2 protein-coding genes (1 of these 2 running past the window's edge) are annotated in these 26,039 nt (G+C 74.7%); both read right to left on the bottom strand.

What is annotated here, in order from left to right; genetic code table 11:
* Positions 1-168: 168 nt before the first annotated feature.
* The gene (locus ACTG9Q_RS27385) at positions 169-15,366 is read right to left on the bottom strand and encodes an SDR family NAD(P)-dependent oxidoreductase (RefSeq protein WP_455575796.1); all 15,198 of its coding nucleotides are present in this window, start codon (positions 15,364-15,366) and stop codon (positions 169-171) included.
* A 16-nt stretch (positions 15,367-15,382) separates the two neighbouring features.
* On the bottom strand, positions 15,383-26,039 hold the 3' portion of the coding sequence (locus ACTG9Q_RS27380; protein ID WP_455575795.1) for a type I polyketide synthase. The gene runs 3,827 nt beyond the window's last position; the window shows 10,657 of its 14,484 coding nt (coding positions 3,828-14,484); its start codon lies off the right edge, out of view — the gene reads right to left on this strand; its stop codon occupies positions 15,383-15,385.

Here is a 26,039-nt window from a genome sequence, read left to right as displayed (position 1 = left end):
CGGCGGTGCCACCGGGTCGCGGGAGCCGACCTGGCGGTGGGGTGCAGGACGCCTCCGGCGGAGGAGTCCGCGCCCTGGGTGACGTGCGCGAAGATCGCCGTACTCGTCCTTGGCGTACCGACGGCCTTACCCACGTGCTCCCAGCCACCGCGTCCCCTCCGTGCGGCGTCAGGCGGGGCGGCGGAGGGCGGGGTGGTCCTCCAGGGTGTCCAGCCAGGTGGTGATGGCGGTCGCCGTGTGCCGGGCGTGGGTGGTCATCATCGAGAAGTGGTCGCCGGGGACTTCGAGCCGGTCGTGTGGCTGGGGCCAGTGGGCGGGGCCGAGGAGGTCGTGGGGGCGGAGGGTGAGGGTGGGGGTGGTGACGGGGGTGGGCAGCCAGCCCGTGAAGAGGGTGAGGTAGCGGCCCGCGGCGGTCAGGTGGGTGCTGTCCAGGCCGTCGAGCATTCCCGTGCGGGTCCGCATGAGGGTGGCCAGTTCGTGTTGGACGCCGGTGTCGGGGCCGAGCGCGTAGGTGTCGATGAGGACCAGGGCCGCCGGTGGGTGGCCCGCCTGCTCCAGGTGCGCGGTGACCGCGTGCGCCAGCCAGCCGCCCGCGGAGTAGCCGACCAGGACGGGCGGGGAGTCGGTGGTGGCCAGAACCGTGTCGGCGTAGAGGGCGACGCAGGCCGCCAGGGTGGCCGGGACGGGTTCGCCTGCGCCGAAGCCGCGCAGGGCGACCGCGTGGACATCGCGGGTCCCGGCCAGTGCGCGGGCCAGCTGGTCGTACTGGTGCGCGGTCGAGGCGGGCAGCATCGACGGGAAGCAGACCAGCCGGGGCGCGGGCCCGGCGGCCAGGGCGACGACCTCGGCGGGCTCGTCGGCCCGTTCGAACCCGTCGCGGAGTCGGGCGGCGGCGCTCAGCAGCGCCATGCCCTCGTCAAGGCGGCCGGTGGCGCTCGCCTGCCGGAACATCGCGGCGACGCCGAGGTCTTCCGCGGCCTGCCCCGCGGTGTCGGCCTGGAGCAGGGTGGCGAGCGCGGCCGGGGTGGGGTGGTCGTACAGCGCGGCGGCGGGCAGGCCGATGCCGGTCGCGGCGCGGAGCCGGTCGCGCAGTTCGACGGTGGTGAGGGAGTCGAAGCCGAGGTCGGTGAGGTCCGCGTCGGCCGGGACGCGCTCGGCGTGGCCGAGCACGGCGGCGACCTGCTCCCGCACGAGGTCCAGCAGCTCCCCCGGGGCCCGGTGCACGAGTGTTCCGCCCGCGCCCGCGGTGCGATGGGCCGGCGTTCCGGCTCGATCCACGGCGCGGTGGGCGAGCGTCCCGACCGAGTCGGCGGGGTGGTGATCGGAGATTCCGAACGGGTCCGCGGCCCGATAGGCGGGCGCCCCAGCCAAGCCTGCGGTGTGATCAGCAGACATCCCGGCCGACTCCACGGCGCGATAGGCGGGCGCCCCAGCCGAACCCGCGGTGTGATGGGCGGACGTCCCGACCGAGTTCGCGGCGCGGTGGGCGACCGTCGGGGCAGGGTCCCCGATGCGGGGTCCGAGCAGTTCGGCGAGCAGAGGGCTGGGGCGGGCGGAGGTGAACCCGGTGGCGAAGCGGTCCCAGTGGATGTCGGCGACAGTCGTGGTGGTGGCGTCGGCGCCGAGGGCGCGGTGCAGCGCGGTGAGCGCGGCGTCGGGTGGCATGGGGGTGAGGCCGCGTCGACGGAGCTGGTCGCCGGTGCCGCTCGCGGTGGCCATGCCGGGTCCGGCCCACGGGCCCCAGGCGATGGACGTCGCGGGCAGGCCCTGGGCGCGGCGCTGGTGGGCGAGGGCGTCCAGGAAGGCGTTGGCGGCCGCGTAGGCGCCCTGCCCGCCACCGCCCCACACACCGGCGCCGGAGGCGAACAGCACGAATGCGGAGAGGTCGCGCGTCAGCTCGTGGAGGTTCACCGCGCCTGCCACCTTGGCGGCCATGACCTGGGCCAGGCCGTCGGGCGTCAGGTCGACCAGCAGGGCCGGGTCACCGACGCCCGCCGCGTGCACGACCGCGGTGAGCGGGCGCGGGATCTCGGCGATCACCGCGGCGAGCGCGTCCCGGTCGGCGACGTCGCACGCGGCGACGGTGACCTCGGCGCCACGGGCGCGGAGGTCGGCGACCAGCCGGTGGGCCCCGTCGGCCTCGGCTCCGCTCCGACTGCACACCACGACGTGGCGGGCGCCGCGCTCAGCCACCCAGCGGGCGAACCGCGCGCCGAGGCCCCCCGTGCCGCCGGTGACGAGCACGGTGTCCCAGTCGGGCTCCCGCGCGGCGGTGGCAGGGAGGACGGCGGGGACCAGGCGACGGCCGAGCGCCACGCCGTCGCGGAGCGCTACCTGGTCCTCGCCGGGGCTGCCGGTGAGCAGACCGACCAGCTGCCGGGCAGCGACAGTGGCGGCCAGATCGACTCTCGACTCACCCACGAGTGGGCCGACCTGCCGCTGGGGGGTGGGTGCGGCGGGGAGGTCCACGAGGCCGCCCCAGAGTTGGGGGTGTTCGAGTGCGGCGACGCGGCCGATGCCCCAGAGCATCGCGCCCGCGGTGCTGGTGATGGGGTCGGACGGGGCGGTGGTCACCGCGCCGCGGGTGGCGCACCACAGGCGGGCGCTGGTACCGCGGGCGACCAGGGCTTGGATGAGGCTGACCAGGCCGCTGACGGCGGTGGGGGCGTCGTCGGCGAGGTCGAGCAGGGACAGCACGCCGGTGATGTCAGTGGGGATGTGCTCGGCGAGCTCCCGCGGGTCGGCGTGGGTGTCGTTCCACTCCAGCACGGTCGTTCGGGCGTCCAGTGCGCTGTGAATGGCGCTCACCCAGGGGTTCCCGGTGTGGCCCTCGGGGATGACGAGCAGCCAAGGGCCGTGCGGAGCGGGGGCCGGTACGGGCACCTGGACCCAGGAGACCTCGTACAGCCAAGAGTCCACGTCCGATCCGTCGAGCCAGTACCGGTCGCGGGTGAAGGCGTAGGTCGGCAGGTCCACGTGGCGGGCGCCAGTGAGCGCTGAGGTCCAAGTCACGTCCGAGCCGGTCACATGGACGTGGGCGAGGGCGGTCAGGAAGCTGGTCTCCTCGTCGACGTCCTTGCGCAGCACGGGGAACGACGGGACCGCCAGCACGCCCGACAGCACCGCGGGGCCCAGCTCGAGGGCGGTGTCGATCCCCTCGGTGGCGTCCGCGAACCGCACGGTGTCCCGGACGTTGCGCACCCAGCGCTCGGGGTCGTCCGACACCGCCTCCGCGACAGCGCGGAACTCCGCCAGGACGGGGTCCATCAGGGGCGAGTGGAACGCGTGCGAGGTGCGGAGCCTTGTCGAGCGGCGCCCGCCCAGGCGCTCCACCACGTCGGTGACTGCCGCGTCCTCCCCCGAGATCACCACGGAGTCGCGGGCGTTCACAGCGGCCAGCGCCACGCGGTCGTCGAGCAGGGGAAGGACCTCGTCCTCGGTCGCTTGGACGGCGACCATCGACCCACCCGACGGCAGAGCTTCCATCAACGACGCCCGCGCCGACACCAGACGACACGCCGCTTCCAAACCCAACTCACCGGTCACGTGAGCAGCGGCGATCTCCCCCACCGAATGCCCCACCACAACATCCGGACGAACCCCGAACGACTCCACGAGCCGGTACAGGGCCACCTCGACCGCGAACAACGCGGGCTGCGCCCACCCAGTCCGATCAAGCAAACCCTGATCCCCACCCCACATCACCCCACGCAACCCAGCATCAAGATACGCACACACCTCATCAAAAGCCTCGGCAAACACCGGGAAACGCCCATAAAGCCCGCTCCCCATACCCAACCGCTGCGCACCCTGACCCGGAAACACCACACCCAAACGACCCGACGACACCACACCCCGCGCCACCTCAACACCATCCAACAACACCACCCGATGCCGGAACGACGAACGAGAGAGCAACGACCAGCCGACGTCCCCAGGCGAGGCGTCCACCGCCCGAAGCCGCTCCACCTGACCATCCACAGAGGACACCGACTTCGCCGAAACCACCCACGGCACCACCCCGGAACGCCCACCCGAAGCCACCTGGACCTCAGGCCCCGCTTCAAGGATCACGTGCGCATTCGTCCCGCTCACCCCGAACGACGACACACCCGCCCGACGCGGCCGATCACCCGACCACTCCCGCGCCTCGACCAACAACTCCACCCGACCCGCCGACCAGTCCACATGCGACGACGGCCGATCGATGTTCAGCGTCCGCGGCAGCACACCATGCCGCATCGCCTGCACCATCTTGATCACACCAGCGACACCCGCGGCAGCTTGCGTATGACCCAGGTTCGACTTCACCGAACCCAACCACAGCGGCACATCCCGATCCTGCCCATACGTCGCCAGCAACGCCTGCGCCTCAATCGGATCACCGAGAGTCGTCCCGGTCCCGTGCGCCTCCACCACATCCACATCCGACGGCGAGAGCCCGGCGCTCGCCAACGCCTGACGGATCACCCGCTGCTGCGCGGGGCCGTTCGGCGCGGTCAAGCCGTTCGACGCGCCGTCCTGGTTCACCGCCGAACCCCGCACCACCGCCAACACCCGGTGGCCGTTGCGCCGCGCGTCCGACAACCGCTCCAACACCACCACACCGACACCCTCACCCCACCCGGTGCCGTCGGCGGCGTCGGCGAACGGCTTGCAGCGGCCGTCGGCGGCCATGCCGCGCTGGCGGGAGAACTCCGCGAACACCCCTGGCGTGGCCATCACGGTCACGCCACCGGCCAGGGCCAGCGAGCACTCTCCCGACCGCAGCGACTGCATCGCCCAGTGCATCGCCACCAGCGACGACGAGCACGCCGTGTCGACCGTGACGGCCGGGCCCTCGAAGCCGAAGGTGTAGGCGACGCGGCCCGACGCGACGCTCCCCGCGCTGCCGTTGCCGATGAAGCCCCGCAAGTCCTCCGGCACCGACCGCAGCCGGGTGGCGTAGTCGGAGTACATGACCCCCGCGAACACCCCGGTCCGGGAACCCCGCAGCGACACGGGATCGATGCCCGCGCGCTCGACCGCCTCCCAGGAGGTCTCCAGCAGCAGCCGCTGCTGCGGGTCCATCGCCAACGCCTCACGCGGGCTGATCCCGAAGAACCCGGCGTCGAACTCGGCCGCGTCGTAGAGGAACCCGCCGCGGCGCGGGTAGGTGTCGTCGGGGTCCGGGTCCCAGCCGCGGTCGGCGGGGAAGCCCGACACCGCGTCGACATCGGAGGCGACCACGTCCCACAGGGCGGCCGGGGAGTCGACGCCCCCCGGGTACCGGCACGCCATGCCGACGATCACGATTGGGTCGTCACCGGCAGGCGCGGCCGTGGGCGCCTGCTCGACCTCGTGCCCGTCGAACAGCGCGCCGAGCAGGTGGGTGGTGAGCGCGTCCGGGGTGGGGTGGTCGAACACGAGCGTCGCGGGCAATCGCCGCCCGGTGGCCGCGGCCAGCCGGTTGCGCAGCTCGACGGCGGTCAGCGAGTCGAAGCCGAGTTCGGTGAACACCCGGTCGGCGGGGACGTCGGCGGGGTCGGCGTGCCCGAGCACGGCCGCCACATGGGCGCGCACGACCACCAGCAGCTCGCGCGCGCGGTCCGGGGGTGCGAGGGCGGACAGGCGGCGCGGCAGGTCGGCGGACTCGGGCGCGGCCCCGGAGGTCGGCCTGCTGGTGGACGGGCGGACCAAGCCCCGGAACAGCGGCGGCACGGCGGTGATCCGGCTGAGCGCGAGCCGCGCGGCCACCACCAGGCCGTCCCCCGCCGCGTGCCGGGCGGCGTCGAACAGGGCGAGCCCGTGCTCGACGGTCAGCGGCGCGACGCCCGCCCCGGACATCCGGTTCTCGTCGGCGCTGCTCAGGTGGGCGGTCATGCCGCTGCGCCGCTCCCAGAACCCCCACGCCACCGACACGGCGGGCAGGCCGTCGGCGCGCCGCCGCCGGGCGAGGGCGTCGAGGAACGCGTTGGCGGCGGCGTAGTTGCCCTGTCCCGGGGCGCCGAGGACCCCGGCCATGGAGGAGAACAGGACGAACGCGGTCAAGTCACGATCACGGGTCAACTCGTCCAGCACAACCGCGGCATCCACCTTCGGACGCAACACCGCCGACACCCGCTCCGAGGTCAGCGAGCCGATCACCCCGTCATCCAGCACACCGGCCGCGTGCACGACACCGGTCAGCGGACGGTCGACGGGGATACCCGCGAGCACCGCGGCCATGGCCGCCCGGTCGGACGCGTCAGCCGCGGCGATCGCCACGTCAGCGCCCAGCTCGACCAGCTCGCGGCGCAGGTCGTCGGCGCCGGGCGAGTCCGTGCCGCGACGGGAGACCAGCAGCAGGTTCCGGACGCCGTGGCCGGTCACCAGGTGCCGGGCCACCTCCGCGCCGAGCCCGCCGGTGCCGCCGGTGATCAGCACGGTGCCGTGCGGCGGGAAACCGGGCCCGGGCTCACCGCCCGCGGCCCGGCGCAGGCGCGGCGCCAGCACGCGCCCGGCCCGCACCGCGACCTGCGGTTCGCCCGAGGTGATCGCGCCGAGCAGCGCGGGCACCGACGCGGGGTGCTCGTCGATGTCGGCGAGCACGATCTGGTCGGGGTTCTCCGCCTGCGCCGAGCGCACCAGGCCCCACCCGGCCGCGGCGGCGAGGTCGGTGACCTGGTCGCCGTCCGCCGAGACCGCGCCGCGCGTGAGCACCACCAGCCGGGCGCCCGCCGGTCGGGGCTCGGCCAACCACCGCTGGAGCAGGTCGAGCACCTGGGCGGTGAGCGCGTGCGTCGCCTCGGCGAGGTCGCCGGGGGCACTCGTGACGGCGGCGAGCACGAGGTCGGCGTCGGGCGCGAGCGGCAGCCGGTCCGCGAGCCCGAAGGCGTCCGGGCCGAGCAGCGCGACCCGCGGTGGCCGGGGGCCGGTGCCGACGGCGGTCCAGTCGACCGTGAACAGCCCGTCGGGGGCGCCCGCGGCCGAAAGGGGACGCGTGGTCAGCGACGCGACGGTGGCCACGGGACGCCCGGCGCCGTCGGCGAGGCGCACCCGCGTCCCGTCCGGCCGGTGCGCGATGTGGGCGCGGAGCCGGGTCGCGCCGGTGGCGTGCACCACGACGTCGTTCCAGGCGAACGGCAGCACGGGGGTGGTCGGGGTGCCCGCGACGAGCAGCACGGGGTGCAGCGCGGCGTCGAGCAGGGCGGGGTGCAGGCCGAAGCCGTCGGCGGCGCCTGCCTCGTCGGGCAGCGCCAGCTCGGCGAACACCTCATCGCCGCGCCGCCACACGGCCCGCACGCCCCGGAACGCCGGGCCGTAGCCGTAGCCCGCGGCGGCGAACCGCTCGTACATGCCGTCGGTGTCGACGGGTTCGGCCCCGGCCGGGGGCCAGCTCTCCGGTTCGGCGGCGGGCTGGGCGCCGGTGGCGAGGGTTCCGGTGGCGTGGCGCTGCCAGTCCCGGTCGTCGGCGCGGGTGTGGATCTCGACCGGGTGGGCGCCGGACCGGTCGGCCGGGCCGACCACGACCCGGACCGCGACCCCGCCCCGCTCGGGCAGGGCGAGGGGGTGTTCCAGGGTGAGCTCCTCGACACGGTCGCAGCCGACCTCGTCACCAGCCCGGACCGCCAGTTCCATGAAACCCGTGCCGGGGAACAACACCGTGCCGTTCACCGCGTGATCAGCCAGCCACGGGTGCGACGACAGCGAGATCCTGCCGGTCAGCACCACTGCGCCGTCGCCGGGCAGCTCCACCGCGGCGCCCAGCAGAGGGTGGTCGGCCGCGAGCTGGCCGACATCGGCGACGTTCGCGTCGGCGCGGCCGTCGATCCAGTACCTGCGGTGCTCGAACGGGTAGGTCGGCACGGAGGCACGCGGGCCGGGGCCGACGATCGGGGCCCAGTCGACGGTGAGGCCGTGGACGTGCCCGTCGGCGAGGCAGCGCAGCACCCGCTGGGGCCCGTCCTCCCCCCGCCGCAGGGAAGCGACCGTTGCCGCCGCGCCGATCTCCTCCACCGCCGGGAGCATGATCGGGTGCGGGCTGCTCTCGACGAAAATGGCGTGCCCGTCGGCGATCGCGGCCCGCACAGCCTCTTCGAACCGGACGGTCTGCCGCAGGTTCTCCACCCAATAGGTGGCGTCCATCGGCCGATCCAGCAGCCCCCCGGTCAAGGTGGAATACACCGGAACCCGCGCAGGCTCTGGAGAAACCTCGGCCAACAACCCCAACAACGGCTCACGCAACAACTCCACCTGCACAGAATGCGACGCGTAATCCACCGCGACCCGCTTCACCCGCACACCATCGGACTCACACGAAACGATCAACTCATCCAACGCGGCGTCCTCCCCCGACACCACCACCGAACCCGGACCATTCACCGCGGCGACCGACAAACCCTCCCACCGCGACAACCGATCAGCGATGCCCTCCGCCCCCAGTGACACCGACACCATGCCGCCCAGACCCGACAACCGCTCCCCGATCAGCTTGCTGCGCAACGCCACGACACGAGCCGCGTCCCGCAACGACAGAACCCCGGCCACGTGAGCGGCGGCGATCTCCCCTTGCGAATGGCCCACCACCGCCACCGGCTCCACACCATGCGCACGCCACCACTGCGCCAACGACACCATCACCGCCCACAACACAGGCTGCACCACATCAACCCGCCGAAGAGCTTCCTCATCACCCAGAACAGACAACAGATCCCACTCCACAAACTCCGACAAAGCCACACCACACCGCGCCATCGACTCCGCGAAAACAGGAGAAGACCCAACCAAGCCCAACCCCATGCCCACCCACTGCGAACCCTGACCAGGAAACACGAACACCGCACCCGAACCCACAGCAGACCCCGCCACCACCTCCGCGTGCGGCTCACCCCGACCCAGAGCCGCCAACCCGACACCGTCGAGCACCACCGCGCGATGCTCGAACAGCGCCCGCCCCGCCAACGTCCGCGCCACCCCGGTCGCGTCGGGGTGGGTGTCCAGGTAGTCCGCCAGCCGGGTCGCCTGGGCGCGCAGAGCGGTCGCCGACCGGGCGGAAAGGAGCAACGGCGCGCCGTCGTCGCCAGTGGTCGGGTCGTCTTCCACGGGGGCCTGCTCCAGCACCACGTGCGCGTTGGTGCCGCTGACGCCGAACGAGGACACCCCGGCGCGGCGCGGGCGGTCGGATGACGGCCACTCCCGCGCCTCGGTCAGCAGCTCCACCCGACCCGCCGACCAGTCCACGTGCGATGACGGCGCGTCCACGTGCAGGGTCCTCGGCAGGGCCCCGTGCCGCATCGCCTGCACCATCTTGATCACCCCGGCCACCCCGGCCGCGGCTTGGGTGTGGCCCAGGTTCGACTTGACCGAACCGAGCCACAACGGGACGTCCCGGTCCTGCCCGTACGTCGCCAGCAGCGCCTGCGCCTCGATCGGGTCGCCCAAGGTCGTGCCGGTCCCGTGCGCCTCCACGGCGTCCACATCGGACACGGACAGCCCGGCGTTCGCCAGTGCCTGGCGGATGACCCGCTGCTGCGCCGGACCATTGGGCGCCGTCAGGCCGTTGGACGCGCCGTCCTGGTTCACCGCGGTGCCCCGCACCACGGCGAAGACCCGGTGCCCGTGGCGTCGGGCGTCGGAGAGGCGTTCCAGCACGAGCATGCCGACGCCCTCGCCCCACCCGGTGCCGTCCGCCGACTCCGCGAACGACTTGCACCGCCCGTCGGCGGCGAGCCCGCGCTGGCGGGAGAACTCGACGAACACCCCCGGCGTGGCCATCACCGCCACGCCGCCCGCCAAGGCGAGCGAGGACTCCCCCGACCGCAGCGACTGCATGGCCCAGTGCAGGGCCACCAGCGACGACGAACACGCCGTGTCCACGGTGATCGCGGGGCCCTCGAACCCGAAGGTGTACGCGATGCGTCCGGAGTGGACGCTGCCGGAGTTGCCGTTGCCGACGAAGCCCTCGACCTCTTCGGGCACGGCGGACAACCGGGTCGCGTAGTCGTGGTACATCACCCCGGCGAACACGCCGGTCCGGCTGCCCCGCAGGTGGGCAGGGTCGATGCCGCCGTGCTCCAGCGCCTCCCAGGACACCTCCAGCAGGAGCCGCTGCTGCGGGTCCATCGCCAGCGCCTCGCGCGGGCTGATCCCGAAGAACCCGGCGTCGAAGTCCGCCGCGGTGTGCAGGAAACCTCCCTGCTGGGTGTAGGACCGCCCCGACCGCTCCGGGTCGGGGTCGTAGAGCGCGTCGAGGTCCCAGCCCCGGTCGGCGGGGAACCCGGACACGGCGTCGCCGCCGGTGGCGACCAGGTCCCACAGGGCGTCCGGGGAGTCGACGCCACCCGGGTACCGGCACGCCATGCCGACAATGACGATCGGGTCGTCGTCACCGGGGGCGGTCTGGGGGGAGGTGGTCTCGGTTGCGGCGGCGCCGCCCAGCTCCGCGAGCACGTGCCGGGCGAGCGCGCCGACGGTCGGGAAGTCGAAGACCAGCGTCGCGGGCAGCCGCAGCCCGATGGCCGCGGCCAGCCGGTTGCGCAGCTCGACGGCGGTCAGCGAGTCGAAGCCCAGGTCGGTGAACGGGCGCTCGACCTCGACGTCGCGCGCGCCCGCGTGGCCGAGCACGGCGGCCACCTGCGCCCGCACCAGGTCGACCACCTGCGGCAGCTCGGTGGGGCGGGCCGCGGGCTCCGCCACTGCCGCGGCCGCCCGCCTGCGGGGGGACCGCGCCAGGCCGCGCAGCATGGGCGGCAGGTGGTCGGGGTGCGCCGCCGCGAGGTCCAGCCGCACCGGCACCACCACCGGTCCGCGCGCGCCGAGTGCCGCGTCGAGGAGCGCCAGCCCGTGCGGCACGGACATCGGGGCGATCCCGGCGGCGGCCAGCCGCTCGCGGTCGACATCGGAGAGGCGGGCGGTCATCGAGCCGGTCTGGTCCCAGAAGCCCCAGGCGAGGGAGAGGGCGGGCAGGCCGTCGGCCCTTCGCCGCTGCGCGAGGGCGTCGAGGAAGAGGTTGCCCGCCGCGTAGTTGCCCTGACCGGCGGCTCCGAACACCCCGGCCATGGAGGAGAACAGGACGAACGCGGTCAAGTCACGATCACGGGTCAACTCGTCCAGCACAACCGCGGCATCCACCTTCGGACGCAACACCGCCGACACCCGCTCCGGAGTCAACGAGCCCACCACACCGTCATCCAGCACACCAGCCGCGTGCACGACACCGGTCAGCGGACGGTCGACGGGGATACCCGCGAGCACCGCGGCGAGCGCGTCCCGGTCGGCGATGTCGCAGGCGGCGATCCGGACCGCCGCCCCCAGGCCGGTCAGCTCGGCCTCCAGCGCCGCGGCGCCGTCGGCGTCAGGGCCCCGCCGGGAGACCAGCAGCAGGTTCCGGACGCCGTGCCCGGTCACCAGGTGCCGGGCGACGACCCGGCCCAGGCCGCCCGTGCCGCCGGTGACCAGCACGGTGCCGTCCGGGTGGAAGCGAACCGGGTCGCCCGCCGCGGGCTCGGCCCTGGCCAGGCGCGGGGCGAGGACCCGACCCGCCCGCACGGCCAGCTGCGGCTCGTCGCCGGTGACCGCGCGGGCGAGGCGGCGGTGGGACTCCTCGGCGTCGTCCACGTCGGCAATGGTGATCCGGCCGGGGTTCTCCGACTGCGCCGACCGGACGATGCCGGTGGCCGCCGCGGCGGCGAGGTCGGTGGGCTCGTCACCGTCGACGGCCACCACCGCGCCGCGGGTGAGCACCACCAGCCGCGACTCGGCGAACCGCGGCTCGGCCAGCCATTCCCGCAGCAACCGCAGGACACGCGCGGCGAGCTCGTGCGTCGAGGCGGCCGGATCGCCCGATCCGCCGGTGACGGGGGCGAACACCACCGCGGGCGGGTCCACGAGATCGGCCAGCTCCGCCACGTGCTCGGCGGTCGGACCGCCGAGGACCACCGGGGGAAGCGGCGCGGCGAGCAGGTGGGCGGACGTGAGCACGGCGGTGGTCGGGGGCGCGGCGCTGTCCGACGACGGCTGAGGCAGCCAGCGCACCTCGAACAGGCCGTCGGGGGCCGTGGTCGGGGCGGTCATGGGGCGCATGGCCAGTGCGGCGATCTCGGCCACCGGGTGCCCGGCCTCGTCGGCCAGTTCGACGCCGACTTCGCCCGCGCGCCGGGTCAGGTGGACCCGCAGGCGGGCCGCGCCCACCGCCCGCACCGTGACGCCGCTCCACGCGAACGGCAGCACCGGCGTGGTGGGCTCGTCCTGGTCGACGACGGTCACCGCGAGCGGGTGCAGCGCGGCGTCGAGGAGCGCGGGGTGCACGCGGTAGCGCCCGGCGGAATGGCGCTGCGCCTCGGGTAGCGCCACCTCGGCGAACAGCTCGTCGCCGCGCTGCCAGACCGCCTGGACGCCCTGGAAGGCCGGTCCGTAGGTGTAGCCGTGGTCGGTGAAGCGGTCGTAGAGCCGGTCCACCGGGATCGGCTCGGCGTCCGGGGGCGGCCAGTGGCCGCTGAGCGAGCCCGTGCCCGGAACCGGGTCGGCCGCGGACAGGACGCCCTGGGCGTGGCGGACCCACCCGGCCAGGGCGTCCTCGGCCCGGGAGTGCACCTCCACGGCGCGGGCGCCGTCGTCACCCGGCGCGGCGACGAGCACCTGCACGGTGACCCCGCCGCGTTCGGGGATGACCAGCGGCGCTTCGAGGGTCAGCTCATCGATCCGGTCGCAGCCGACCTCCTCACCCGCGCGGAGGGCCAGCTCCACGAACGCCGTGCCGGGGAGCAGCGCGGTGCCGCTGACGACGTGGTCGGCCAGCCAGGGCTGCGCGGACGGCGCGAGCCTGCCGGTGAGCACGGTGCCGCTGTCGGGGGCCAGCTCGATCGCGGCACCGAGCAGCGGGTGCTCGACGTCCACCCAGAACCGCCTGCGGTCGAACGCGTAGGTGGGCAGCTCGACGTCCGGCGCACCGGTCCCGGCGAAGGCCGCGGCCCAGTCGACCCCGGTTCCGGTGACGTGGAGCTGGGCGAGTGCGGTGAGGAAGCTGGTCTCCTCGCCGCTGTCCTTGCGCAGCACCGGGAACGACGGCACCGACATCACGCCGGACAAGATTCCCGGCCCAAGCTCCAGACCGACCGCGATCCCCTCAACCGCGTCCGCGAACCGCACCGTGTCCCGAACATTGCGCACCCAACGCTCAGGATCATCCGACACCGACGCCGCGACAGCCCGAAACTCCTCAACCATCGGGTCCATCAACGGCGAATGGAAAGCATGCGACACCCGCAACCGCGTCGACCGCCGCTCCCCGAGCGCCGCCACGACCCCAGCGACCGCAGCATCCTCACCCGCGATCACCACCGAGTCACGAGCATTCACCGCCGCCAGCGACACACCCTCATCAAGCAGCGGCACAACCTCATCCTCGGTCGCCTGCACAGCAACCATCGACCCGCCCGACGGCAGAGCCTCCATCAACGACGCCCGCGCCGACACCAAACGACACGCCGCCTCCAAACCCAACTCACCAATCACATGAGCAGCGGCAATCTCCCCCACCGAATGCCCCACCACAACATCCGGACGAACACCAAACGACTCCACAAGCCGAAACAACGCCACCTCGACCGCGAACAACGCGGGCTGCGCCCACCCAGTCCGATCAAGCAAACCCTGATCCCCACCCCACATCACCCCACGCAACCCAGCATCAAAATGCGCACACACCTCATCAAAAGCCTCGGCGAACACCGGGAAACGCCCATACAACCCCCGACCCATACCCAACCGCTGCGCACCCTGACCCGGGAACACCACACCCAACCGACCCGACGACACCACACCCCGCGCCACCTCAACACCATCCAACAACACCACCCGGTGCGCGAACGCCGAACGGCCCACCAGAGCCGCACCGACATCGGCCGCTGAGGCATCCACGCCCCGGAGCCTGCCGACCTGCGCGTCCAGCGAGGTGGTCGACTTCGCCGACACCACCCACGGCACCACCCCACGGAACTCCGTGGGCTCCCCCTCCGACACCCCCTCCTCATCGGGCGCCTGCTCCACGATCACGTGCGCGTTTGTCCCGCTGATCCCGAACGACGACACCCCAGCCCGGCGCGGTCGGTCGACCGTCCAGTCCCGCGTCTCGGTCAGCACCTCGACCCGGCCGGCCGACCAGTCCACATGCGACGAGGGATCATCCACGTTCAAGGTCCGGGGCAGCACTCCGTGCCGGATCGCCTGCACCATCTTGATCACGCCTGCGACACCCGCGGCGGCCTGCGTGTGACCCAGGTTCGACTTCACCGAACCGAGCCACAACGGAGCGTCCCGGTCCTGCCCGTAGGTCGCCAGCAGCGCCTGCGCCTCGATCGGGTCACCCAGGGTCGTCCCGGTCCCGTGCGCCTCCACCGCGTCCACATCGGACGCGGCGAGCCGCGCGCCGGCCAGCGCCGCCCGGATGACCCGCTGCTGCGCCGGACCGTTCGGCGCTGCCAGGCCGTTCGACGCGCCGTCCTGGTTCACCGCGGAACCCCGCACCACCGCCAGCACCCGGTGGCCGTTGCGCCGCGCGTCCGACAGCCGCTCCAGCAGGAGCATCCCGGCGCCCTCGCCCCAGCCGGTGCCGTCGGCGGCGTCCGCGAACGACTTGCACCGCCCGTCGGCGGCGAGGCCGCGCTGCCGGGAGAACTCCACGAACACGCCCGGGGTGGCCATGACCGTGACCCCGCCCGCCAGCGCGAGCGAGCACTCGCCGGTCCGCAGGGCGTGCCCGGCCAGGTGCATGGCCACCAGCGAGGACGAGCACGCCGTGTCGACCGTGATCGCGGGGCCCTCGAACCCGAAGGTGTACGACACCCGCCCCGACAGCACGCTGGTGGCGTTGCCGGTCAGCACGTGGCCCTCGACGTCGGCCGGGGCGCGGGAGACCAGGGAGGCGTAGTCCTGGCCGATCGACCCGACGAAGACGCCGGTGCGGCTGCCCGCCAGCGCGACCGGGTCGATGCCCGCGCGCTCGACCGCCTCCCAGGAGGTCTCCAGCAGCAGCCGCTGCTGCGGGTCCATCGCCAGCGCCTCACGCGGGCTGATCCCGAAGAACCCGGCGTCGAACTCGGCCGCGTCGTGCAGGAACGCGCCGCGGCGGGTGTAGGAGGTCCCGGCGTGACCGGGGTCGGGGTGGTAGAGCGCGTCCAGGTCCCACCCCCGGTCGACCGGGAAGTCCGACACCACGTCCTCGCCCGCGGCCACCACCCGCCACAGGTCTTGCGGGGACTCCACGCCACCCGGGAAGCGGCAGGCCATCCCGATGATGGCGATCGGCTCCCTTGCCGCCGACTCCACCTCGTCCAGCCTGCGGCGCGTCTCCCGCAGGTTGGCGGTCGCCCGCTTGAGGTATTCGAGCAGCTTGGCGTCGTCCGACATCGGTCTTCGCTCCCGGTCAGTGGTCTAGCTCGTCGTCGAGCAGCGCGAACAGGTCCTCGGCGCTGGCCCCGTCCAGGTCGTCGGGCGCGGTGGCGGCGGGCTCGCCGTCCAGCGCCCAGAGCAGCTCGCGCAGCCGGGTCGCCATGCGGGCGCGGGCGCGGCCCGCCGGGTCCGCGGTGGCGATCAGGGCGGCGAGCCGGTCGATCTCGGCGGTCCCGTCGTCCGAGCCGGGCTCCTCGGGGGTGAGTCCCTGGAGGAGGAACTCGGCGAGCGCCGCGGGCGTGGGGTGGTCGAACACCATGGTCGCGGGCAGCCGCAGCCCCGTCGCCGCGGTGAGCCGGTTGCGCAGCTCGACCGCGGTCAGCGAGTCGAACCCGATCTCCTTGAACGGGCGGTCGGCCGCCACGCCGCCCGCGCCGTCGTGGCGGAGCACGGTGGCCACCGCGCGGCGGATCTCGTCGAGCACGACCCCCGCGCGCTCGGGGCGCTCCAGGCCGGCCAGCCGCTCGGCGAGGCCGGTGCCGTCACCGGTCCCGGCGTCCCCGGCGTTCTCGGCGGAGGCGGGCAGCAGCTCGCCGATCAGCGGGCTGGGACGAGCCGAGGTGAACCCGACGGCGAACCGCTCCCAGTCGACGTCGGCGACGGTCACGCAGGTCTCGCCGCCCTCGACCGCCTGCCGCAGCGCGGTCATGGCCAGCTGGGGGTCCATGGGGGCGAAGCCGCGCTTGCGCAGGTACTCGTCGGCGGTGTCGTCGGTGGCCATCCCGGCCTCGGCCCAGGCGCCCCAGGCGATGGAGGTCGCTGGCAGCCCCTGCGCGGCGCGGCGCCCCGCCAGCGCGTCGAGGTAGGCGTTGGCCGCCGCGTACGCGCCCTGCCCGCCGCTGCCCCACACGCCCGCGCCGGAGGCGAACAGCACGAACGCCGCCGGGCGCAGGTCGGCGGTCAGCTCGTGGAGGTTGCGCGCGCCCTCGACCTTGCCGGACACCACCGCGCTCACCTCGGCCACGCCGATGTCGGCCAGCGCCCCCACGTCACCGACGCCCGCGGCGTGCACGACCGCGGACAGGGGGAACTCGTCGGGGATTCCGGCCAGCACGCGGGACAGCGCCTCGCGGTCGGCGGCGTCGCAGGCGGCGACGGTGGCCTTGGCGCCGAGCGCGCTCAGCTCGCCGACCAGCTCCGGCACGCCGTCGGCGTCGGGGCCGCGGCGGCTGCACAGCAGCACGTGCGGGGCGCCGCGCTCCGCGGCCCACCGGGCGACCGTGGCGCCCAGCGCGCCGGTCCCCCCGGTGACCAGCACGGTGCCCGCCAGCCACCCGGTGTCGCCCCCGGCCTGCGGTGGCGCGGCGCGGGTCAGGCGGCGCGCGTACACCCCGGACGGGCGGACGGCGAGCTGGTCGTCGTCCCCGGAGCCGGTGAGCGCGCGGGCCAGCCGCTGACCGAGCCCCGGGCCGGGGTCGGCGGGCAGGTCGAGCAGCCCGCCCCAGGTGCTCGGGTGCTCCAGGGCGGCCGCGCGACCCAGCCCCCACACCATCGCGCCGGTCGTGGTGCCCGCGGGGTCGTCGGCGTCGACCGCGACGGCCTCCCGGGTGAGCCACCACTGCGGCGCGGTGATCCCCGCGTCCAGCAGCGCCTGCGACAGCACCAGTGACGCGGCCAGCCCGGCGGGTACGGCGGGGTGCCCGGCCAGCGGCTGCTCGGCCAGGCTCAGCAGGGACAGCACGCCCGCCGGTGCGCGGTCGCCCGCGGCGAGGCGTTCGGCCAGGGCGTGCCGGTCGAGCGCGTCGCAGGCGACCACCAGCCGGTCCAGGTCCGCGCCCGCGCCGGTCAGCGCGTCGGCGACCGCCCGCACCCACTGGTCGTCGGTGTGGCAGGCGGGGAGCACCAGCAGCCACCGGCCGTCGAGCGCGGGCACCGGGTGGAGCCGGGCGGGCGTCCAGGCCACCCGGTACCGCCAGGCGTCCACGGCGGACTCCTCGCGCCGCTGTCGCCGCCACGAGGACAGCACGGGGAGCAGCGCTTCCAGCGACGCGCCGACCGGTGAGCCGTCCGGGACGCCGATGTGGGTGGCGAGCGCGCCGGTGTCCCGCCGCTCGACCAGGTCCCAGAACGCCGACTCCACCTCGTCGGCCGCCCGCCGGTCGGGCTCCGGCGCGTCGAGCCAGAACCGCTGCCGGTCGAAGGCGTAGGTGGGCAGCTCGACCGGCTTGCCGCCGGGCAGGACGCGGTCCCACGCGGGGTTCAGGCCGTGCGCGTGCGCCGCGCCGAGGAACCGCAGCACCTGCGCGGGGCCGTCCTCCCCCCGGCGGAGGGTGCCGAAGACCGCGGCACGGCGGCCCGCGTCCTCGGCGGTGTCCTGGACCGGGGCGACCATCACCGGGTGCGGGCTGATCTCGATGAACGTGTCGTGGCCCGCGGCGAGCAGGGCCTCGATCGCGGCCTGGAACCGCACGGGCCGCCGCAGGTTCTCCACCCAGTACCCGGCGTCCAGCGGGAGGTCGCCGAGTTCGGCGCCGAGGACGGTGGAGAACACCGGGACGGCCGCGGGGGCCGGGCGGACGGGGGCGAACGCGGCGAGCAGGTCGTCGCGGAGGGGCTCGACGTAGGCGGAGTGCGAGGCGAAGGCGGACCCGATCCGCTTGGCCCGCACGCCGTCGGCCTCGCAGGAGGCGACGAACGCGTCCAGCGACTCGTTGTCGCCCGCGATCACCACCGCGGCCGGACCGTTGACCGCGGCGACCGACAGCCGCGGTCCCCAGGCGGCGATCCGGTCGAGCACCCGCGCCTCCGGCAGGGTCACCGTGGCCAGCCCGCCCCGGCCGTCGAGCCGGTCGCCGCACAACCGGCTGCGGAGCACGACGACGCGGGTGGCGTCGGACAGCGACAGCGCGCCCGCGACGTGAGCGGCCGCGACCTCTCCCTGGGAGTGGCCCACCACTGCGGCGGGCTCCACGCCGTGCGCGCGCCACACGTCGGCGAGCGAGACCATCAGCGCGAACAGCACCGGCTGCAGCACGTCCACCCGGTCGATCGGGGGCGCGTCGGGTTCACCGCGCATCACGGCGAACAGGTCCCAGTCGACGAACTCGGCCAGCGCGTCGGCGCAGCGCCGCATCGACTCGGCGAACACCGGGGAACACCGCAGCAGCTCCAGCCCCATGCCGTGCCACTGCGCCCCCTGGCCGGGGAACACGAACACCGGCGACGCCCCCGCGCCGCTGCCGGTCACCAGCTCCGGGTGCGGCTCACCGCGCCGCAGCGCGTCCAGCGCGCCGCGGTCGCCGCCGGTCACCACCGCCCGGTGCTCGAACCGCCTGCGGCGGAGCAGCGTGGCGGCGACGTCGGCCGCCGCCAGGTCCGGGTGCGCGTCGAGGTGCTCGGCCAGGCGCGCGGCCTGGGCGCGCAGCGCCGCGGGCGTGCGGGCCGACAGCGGCCACGCGACCGGTCCCGCTCCGGCGGGCTCGGGCGTCTGGGCCTGCGGGGCCTGTTCGAGCACGACGTGGGCGTTGGTGCCGCTGATCCCGAAGGAGGAGACACCGGCGCGGCGCGGCCTGCCCGTCTCCGGCCACGGCCGGGTCTCGGTGAGCAGCCGGACCGCCCCGGCTGACCAGTCCACGTGGGGTGAGGGCCGCTCGGCGTGCAGGGTGGGCGGCAGCACGCCGTGGCGCATGGCCTGCACCATCTTGATCATCCCGGCGACGCCCGCGGCGGCCTGCGTGTGCCCGATGTTGGACTTCACCGAGCCCAGCCAGAGCGGTTCGCCCCGGTCCTGGCCGTAGGTGGCGAGCAGGGCGTGCGCCTCGATGGGGTCGCCGAGCGCCGTGCCGGTGCCGTGCGCCTCGACGGCGTCCACGTCGGATGGTCGGAGGCGGGCGGCGGCCAGCGCCGAGCGGATCACCCGCTGCTGCGCGGTGCCGTTGGGGGCGGTCAGGCCGTTGGAGGCGCCGTCTTGGTTGACCGCGGTGCCGCGGACGACGGCGAGCACCGGGTGCCCGTTGCGGCGGGCGTCGGAGAGCCGCTCCAGCACCAGCATGCCCGCGCCCTCGGCCCAGCCCGCCCCGTCGGCGGTCTCGGCGAACGCCTTGCTCCGCCCGTCCGGGGACAGCGCGCCCTGGCGGGACAGCTCGACGAACACCGCGGGCGTGGCCATCACGCTCACCCCGCCCGCGAGGGCGAGGGAGCACTCGCCGGACCGCAGGGACTGGGCGGCGAGGTGCAGGGCGACCAGCGATGACGAGCACGCGGTGTCCACGGTGACCGCCGGGCCCTCGAAACCGAAGGTGTAGGCGATGCGGCCGGAAGCGATGCTGCCCGCGCTGCCGTTGCCGACGAAGCCCTCCAGGTCCTCCGGCACGTCGGTGAGCCGCGCGCCGTAGTCGTGGTACATGACGCCCGCGAACACGCCGGTGCGGCTGCCCCGCAGGGCGGCCGGGTCGAGCCCGGCGCGTTCGACCGCCTCCCAGGAGGTCTCCAGCAGCAGCCGCTGCTGCGGGTCCATCGCCAACGCCTCACGCGGGCTGATCCCGAAGAACTCCGCGTCGAACTCGGCCGCGTCGTGCAGGAAGCCACCGTGGCGGGTGTAGGACGTGCCGGGCTTGCTCGCGTCCGGGTCGTACAGGGCGGCCAGGTCCCAGCCGCGGTCGGTGGGGAAGCCCGCGATCACGTCGGTGCCTGCGGCCACCAGCCGCCACAGGGCGTCCGGGGTGTCGGCGCCGCCGGGGTAGCGGCAGGCCATGCCGACGATGGCGATCGGCTCGTCGGGCGCGGTCGCGGCGGCCTGCGGCTGGTCGTTCGCCGGTGAGCCGAACAAGGTAACGAGCAGGAAGTCGGTGAGGGCTTCCGCGGAGGGGTGGTCGAACACCGCGGTCGCGGGCAGGGGCAGGCCGGTGGCGGTGGCGAGCCGGTTGCGCAGCTCCACCGAGGTCAGCGAGTCGAAGCCGAGGTCGAAGAAGGCCCGGGTCGGGTCGAGACGGTCGGCGCCCTGGTGCCCGAGCACCCCGGCGACTTGGCCGAGGACCAGCTCGAGCAGCACTTCGCGGCGCCGCGGCCCGGTCCCGGCGGCGAGCCGTCGCACGAGGTCGCCGTCGCCGCCCGCACGGGCCCGCCTGACCCGGCTGGGGACGAGTCCGCGCAGCACCGGCGGGACCTCCCCGGCGGCGCGCAGGGCCGCGAGGTCGAGCCGGACCGGGAGGACGACCGGCTCGCCGGTGGCGAGGGCGGCGTCGAACAGGTCCAGCCCCTGCTCGGTGGGCAGCGGCGGCAGACCGGCGGCGGCCAGTCGGTCCACATCGGACTCGCTGAGCGCGCCTGCCATGCCGGTGGCCCACGGTCCCCAGGCGAGCGCGACGGCGGGCAGCCCGTGGGCGCGCCGGTGCCGCACGAGGGCGTCGAGGAAGGCGTTGGCCGCCGCGTAGTTGCCCTGCCCCGCCGACCCGAACGTGCCCGCGACGGAGGAGAACGCGACGAGCACCGCGTCCCGCGCCACCTCGTGCAGGTTCCAGGCGCCGTCCACCTTGGGGCGCAGCACGCGGTCGACCCGCTCGGCCGTCAGCGCGCCGACGACACCGTCATCGAGCACGCCCGCCGCGTGCACCACCACCGACACCGGGTGCTCGGCCACCACGGCGGCCAGCGCCTCCCGGTCGGCCACGTCGCACGCCACGACCCGCGCGTCCGCGCCGAGCTCGCCCAGCTCCGCCACCAGGTCGCCGCCCCCGCCGCCGCGGGACAGCAGCACCAGCCGCCGCACGCCGTGCGCCGCGACCAGGTGCCGCGCGACCGCGGCGCCGAGACCGCCGGTGCCGCCGGTGATGAGCACGGTGCCCCCGGGCTCCCACGGCAGCGCCGCGCCCGCGCCGCTCAGGCGGGTGAGCCGGGGGGCGCTCACGCGCCCGCCCCGGACGCGCAGCTCGGGCTCGGCGGTGTCGACGACGCGCCCCAGCACGTCACGGGAGGCGGGGTCGTCGTCGAGGTCGACGATGCCGAAGCGCCCGGGGTGCTCGGTCGCGGCCGACCGCACGAGCCCCGCCGCGGCGGCCGCGGCCGGGTCGGTGCCGTCGAGGGCGCCCCGGGTGAGGAACACCAGCCGGGTGTGGCCGGGCAGCGCCAGGTGCTCGCGCAGGCGGTCCAGGACGGCGGCGGTCATCCGGTGGGCGGCGGTGGGGACGTGCTCTCCCGGCTCGGTGATCACCTCGTGCACGACCACGCCGAAGGGCTGCTCAGCGGTTTCTCCAGGCACGGCCACGCCGGGGTCGGTGGTGGCAGGCTCGAACGGAACCCAGTCGATGTGGAACAGGTCGTCGGCGGTCGAGCGGCTGGTGGTGAGCGGGCGCACGACCAGGGCGTCGATCGACGCCACGGGGCCGCTGGGGTCGGTGAGCGCGATGGCGACGGTGTCGTCGGCCGTCCGGGTGAGCCGGACGCGCACGGCCGATGCCCCCGAGGCGTGCAGCGTCACCCCGCGCCAGGCGAACGGGACCGCGGCGGGCGGCAGGCCGAGGTCGATCACCCCGAGCGCGTGCAGCGCGGCGTCGAGCAGCGCGGGGTGCAGGCCGTAGCGGGCGGCGTCGCGGAGGTGGTCGGGCAGGGCGACCTCGGCGTAGACCTCGGCGCGGTCCCCGTCGCCGCGCCGCCAGAGCGACCGCAGCCCCCGGAACGCGGGCCCGTAGTCGAGCCCGGCGGCGGCGAGCCGGTCGTAGCACCCGTCCAGGTCGACCGGCTCAGCCCCGGCGGGCGGCCACTCGCCCGGCGCGCCGTTGCCCGTGGTTGCGGTGGCGTGGTCGGTTCGGCCGGGGTTCTCAGCGCCCGTGGAGGGCCGGGTGCCCAGTGCGGTGGGCTCGGCCGGGGCGGTGAGGGTCCCGGTGGCGTGCTCGGTCCAGGGGTGCTCTTCCGCGCCCTCAAGCCGGGAGTGGATGCGCAGGTCACGGCGCCCGGCCGCGTCCGGGGCGTCGACGCGCACCTGGACTTGGACGCCCCGGTGGTCGGGCAGGGCGAGGGGGGCGGTGATGGTGAGGTCGGCGACTCGTCCGGCCGCGACCTCGTCGCCCGCTCGGACGGCGAGTTCGAGCAGGGCGGTGCCGGGCAGCAGGGTGGACCCGCCGACCGTGTGGTCGGCCAGCCACGGGTGCGAGCGGAGCGACAGCCTGCCGGTGAGCAGCACCCCGCCACCGTCGGGCAGGTCCACGACGCCGCCCGCCAGTGGGTGTTCGGCGGGCACCAGGCCGATGGCGGTCGCGTCGGCGAGCCCGACGGTGGTGGCGGGCCAGTACCAGTCCCGTTCGAAGGCGTAGGTCGGCAGGTCCACCAGCCGACCACCGGTGAGGGCGGGCGCCCAGTCCACGTCGAACCCGCTCACGTGCAGGTGGGCGAGCGCGGTGAGGAAGCCGCTCTGCTCGTCCGCGTCCTTGCGCAGCACCGGGAACGCGGGCACGGCCATGACACCGGACAGTGTCCCGGTCCCCAGCTCGATGGCAGCGCTGATCCCCTCGACGGCATCGGCGAAGCGCACGGTGTCCCGGACATTGCGCACCCAGCGCTCAGGATCATCCGACACCGACGCCGCGACAGCCCGGAACTCCTCGATCATCGGGTCCATCAACGGCGAATGGAAGGCATGTGACACCCGGAGTTTGGTCGACCGCCGCTCCCCCAACGCCGCCACAACCCCAGCGACCGCAGCATCCTCACCCGCGATCACCACCGAGTCACGGGCGTTGACCGCCGCCAGCGAGACGCGCTCATCGAGCAGCGGCACAACCTCATCCTCGGTCGCCTGCACAGCAACCATCGACCCGCCCGACGGCAGAGCCTCCATCAACAACGCCCGCGCCGACACCAAACGACACGCCGCCTCCAAACCCAACTCACCAATCACATGAGCAGCGGCAATCTCCCCCACCGAATGCCCCACCACAACATCCGGACGAACACCAAACGACTCCACCAAGCGGTAAAGGGCCACCTCAACGGCGAACAACGCGGGCTGCGCCCACCCAGTCCGGTCCAGCAAACCCTGATCCCCACCCCACATCACCTCACGAAGACCAGGGGCAAGGTACGCGCACACCTCATCAAAAGCCTTGGCGAACACCGGGAACCGCTCATAAAGCCCGCGCCCCATGCCCAGCCGCTGCGCACCCTGCCCGGGGAACACCACACCCAACCGACCCGGCAAGGCCACTCCCCGTGTCACCTCGACACCGTCCAGCAGCACCACCCGGTGCGTGAACGAGGAACGGGAGAGCAGCGAGAATCCCACGTCGACCGGCGCGGCGCCCACACCCCGCAGCCGCTCAAGCTGACCGTCCACAGCAGACGGCGACTTCGCCGACACCACCCACGGCACCACCCCGGCAGGCTCACCGGGCACCACATCGCCCGCGGGGCCCGCTTCCAGGATCACGTGCGCGTTCGTCCCGCTCACCCCGAACGACGACACCCCCGCCCGGCGCGGGCCCCCCGCGGCAGGCCACGTCGCCTCCGCGGTGGCCAGCCGGATGTCGCCCGCACTCCAGTCCACATGGGACGAGGGCTCGTCCACGTGCAGCGTGCGCGGCAGCACACCGTGCCGCATCGCCTGCACCATCTTGATCACACCAGCGACACCCGCCGCGGCCTGCGTATGACCCAGGTTCGACTTCACCGAACCGAGCCACAACGGAACATCCCGATCCTGCCCATACGTCGCCAACAACGCCTGCGCCTCAATCGGATCGCCCAGCGCCGTCCCGGTGCCGTGCCCCTCGACGACTTGGACGTCCCCCGACGACAGCCCGGCGCCTGCCAGCGCCTGGCGGATGACCCGCTGCTGGGAGGGGCCGTTCGGCGCGGTCAGGCCGTTCGACGCGCCGTCGGAGTTCACCGCCGAACCGCGCAGCAGGGCCAGCACCCGGTGACCGTTGCGCCGGGCGTCGGACAGGCGCTCCAGCACCACGACGCCGACGCCCTCTGACCACGCGACCCCGTCGGCCGCGTCGGAGTACGCCTTGCACCGCCCGTCCGCGGCGAGGCCGCGCTGGCGGGAGAACTCGACGAACGCGCCGGGGGTGGACATCACGGTGACCCCGCCCGCCAGCGCCAGCGAGCACTCCCCCGACCGCAGCGCCTGGGCGGCGAGGTGCATGGCGACCAGCGACGACGAGCACGCGGTGTCGATGGTGACCGCGGGGCCCTCCAGGCCGAGCGCGTAGGCGACCCGCCCGGACGCCACGCTCGGCGCGCTGCCGCTGCCGCGCAGGCCGTCGCCGTCGGCGCCGGGCAGCAGGCCGCTGTAGTCGCTGTACATGACGCCCGCGAACACGCCGGTCGCGCTGCCGCGCAGCGTCGCCGGGTCGATGCCCGCGCGCTCGACCGCCTCCCACGACACCTCCAGCAACAGCCGCTGCTGCGCGTCGGTGGCCAGCGCCTCGCGGGGGCTCATGCCGAAGAAGGCCGCGTCGAACCGGCCCGCGTCGTGCAGGAAGCCGCCGCGGACGACGTGGGTGCGGCCCGGCTCGTCGGGGTCGGGGTGGAACAGCAGGTCGGTGTCCCAGCCACGGTTGGCCGGGAAGCCGGTGGTGGCGTCACCGCCGTCGCGGACGAACCGCCACAGGTCCTCCGGGGACTCGATGCCGCCCGGGTAGCGGCAGGCCATGCCGACGAGGACGATCGGGTCGTCGGTCACAGGACGGGCCGCGGTCACCGGGGCGGTGGGGGTCTCGGCGCCGAGCAGGTGGTCGGCGAGGGCGGCGGTGGTCGGGTAGTCGAAGACCAGCGTGGCCGGGAGCCGCAGCCCGGTGGCCGCGGTGAGCCGGTTGCGCAGCTCGACCGCGGTCAGCGAGTCGAAGCCCAAGTCCGTGAACGGCCGGTCGGCGTCCACGGTGCCCGGGGTGGCGTGCCCGAGCGCGGCGGCGACCTGGGCGCGGACGAGGTCCAGCGCCTGGGCGCGGGTGAGCCCGGCGGGCACGGCCGCGACGGGCGCGCGGCGGGGGCGGGGTCGCACCAGGCCGCGCAGCAGGTGGGGGACCTCGGCCGCGCCGCGGAGGGCGGCGAGGTCGAGCCGGACCGGCAGCACCACCGGGTCGGCCGCGCCGGTGGCCGCGTCGAACAGGTCCGCGCCCTGGCGCGGATCGATCGGCAGCATCCCGGAGCGCGCGATCCGCCGCACCGCCGGGTCGGCGAGGCCGCCGACCATGCCGATCTCGCCGACCCAGGGGCCCCAGGCGAGCGACACGGCGGGCAGGCCCCGGTCCCGGCGGTGGCGCACGAGCGCGTCCAGGAACGCGTTGCCCGCCGCGTAGTTCCCCTGCCCCGCCGACCCGAACACGCCTGCCGCCGAGGAGAAGAGCACCAGCTCGGCGTTCCCGGCCAGTTCGTGCAGGTGCCAGGCGGCGTCCACCTTCGGCCGCAGCACGGCGGCGACCCGGTCCGGGGTCAGCGACCCGATGACGCCGTCGTCGACCACTCCGGCCGCGTGGACGACCACGGACACCGGGTGCTCGGCCAGCAGCGCCGACAGCGCGTCCCGGTCGGCCACGTCGCAGGCGGCGACGTGGACGTCGGCGCCCGCGTCCCGCAGCTCGGCGAGCAGGTCATCGGCCCCGGCGCCGCGCCGGGACGCCAGCACGAGCCCGCGCACCCCGTGCGCCAGGACGAGGTGCCGGGCGATCACCGCGCCGAGACCGCCGGTGCCGCCG

The sequence above is a fragment of the Actinokineospora lacus genome, assembly GCF_053813445.1.
This window is presented reverse-complemented; position numbering and strand designations above follow the sequence as displayed.

Coding starts and splice junctions, on each gene's coding strand:
- ACTG9Q_RS27385 (WP_455575796.1), bottom strand. CDS start 15,366: ATGTCGGACGACGCCAAGCTGCTCGAATACCTCAAGCGGGCGACCGCC.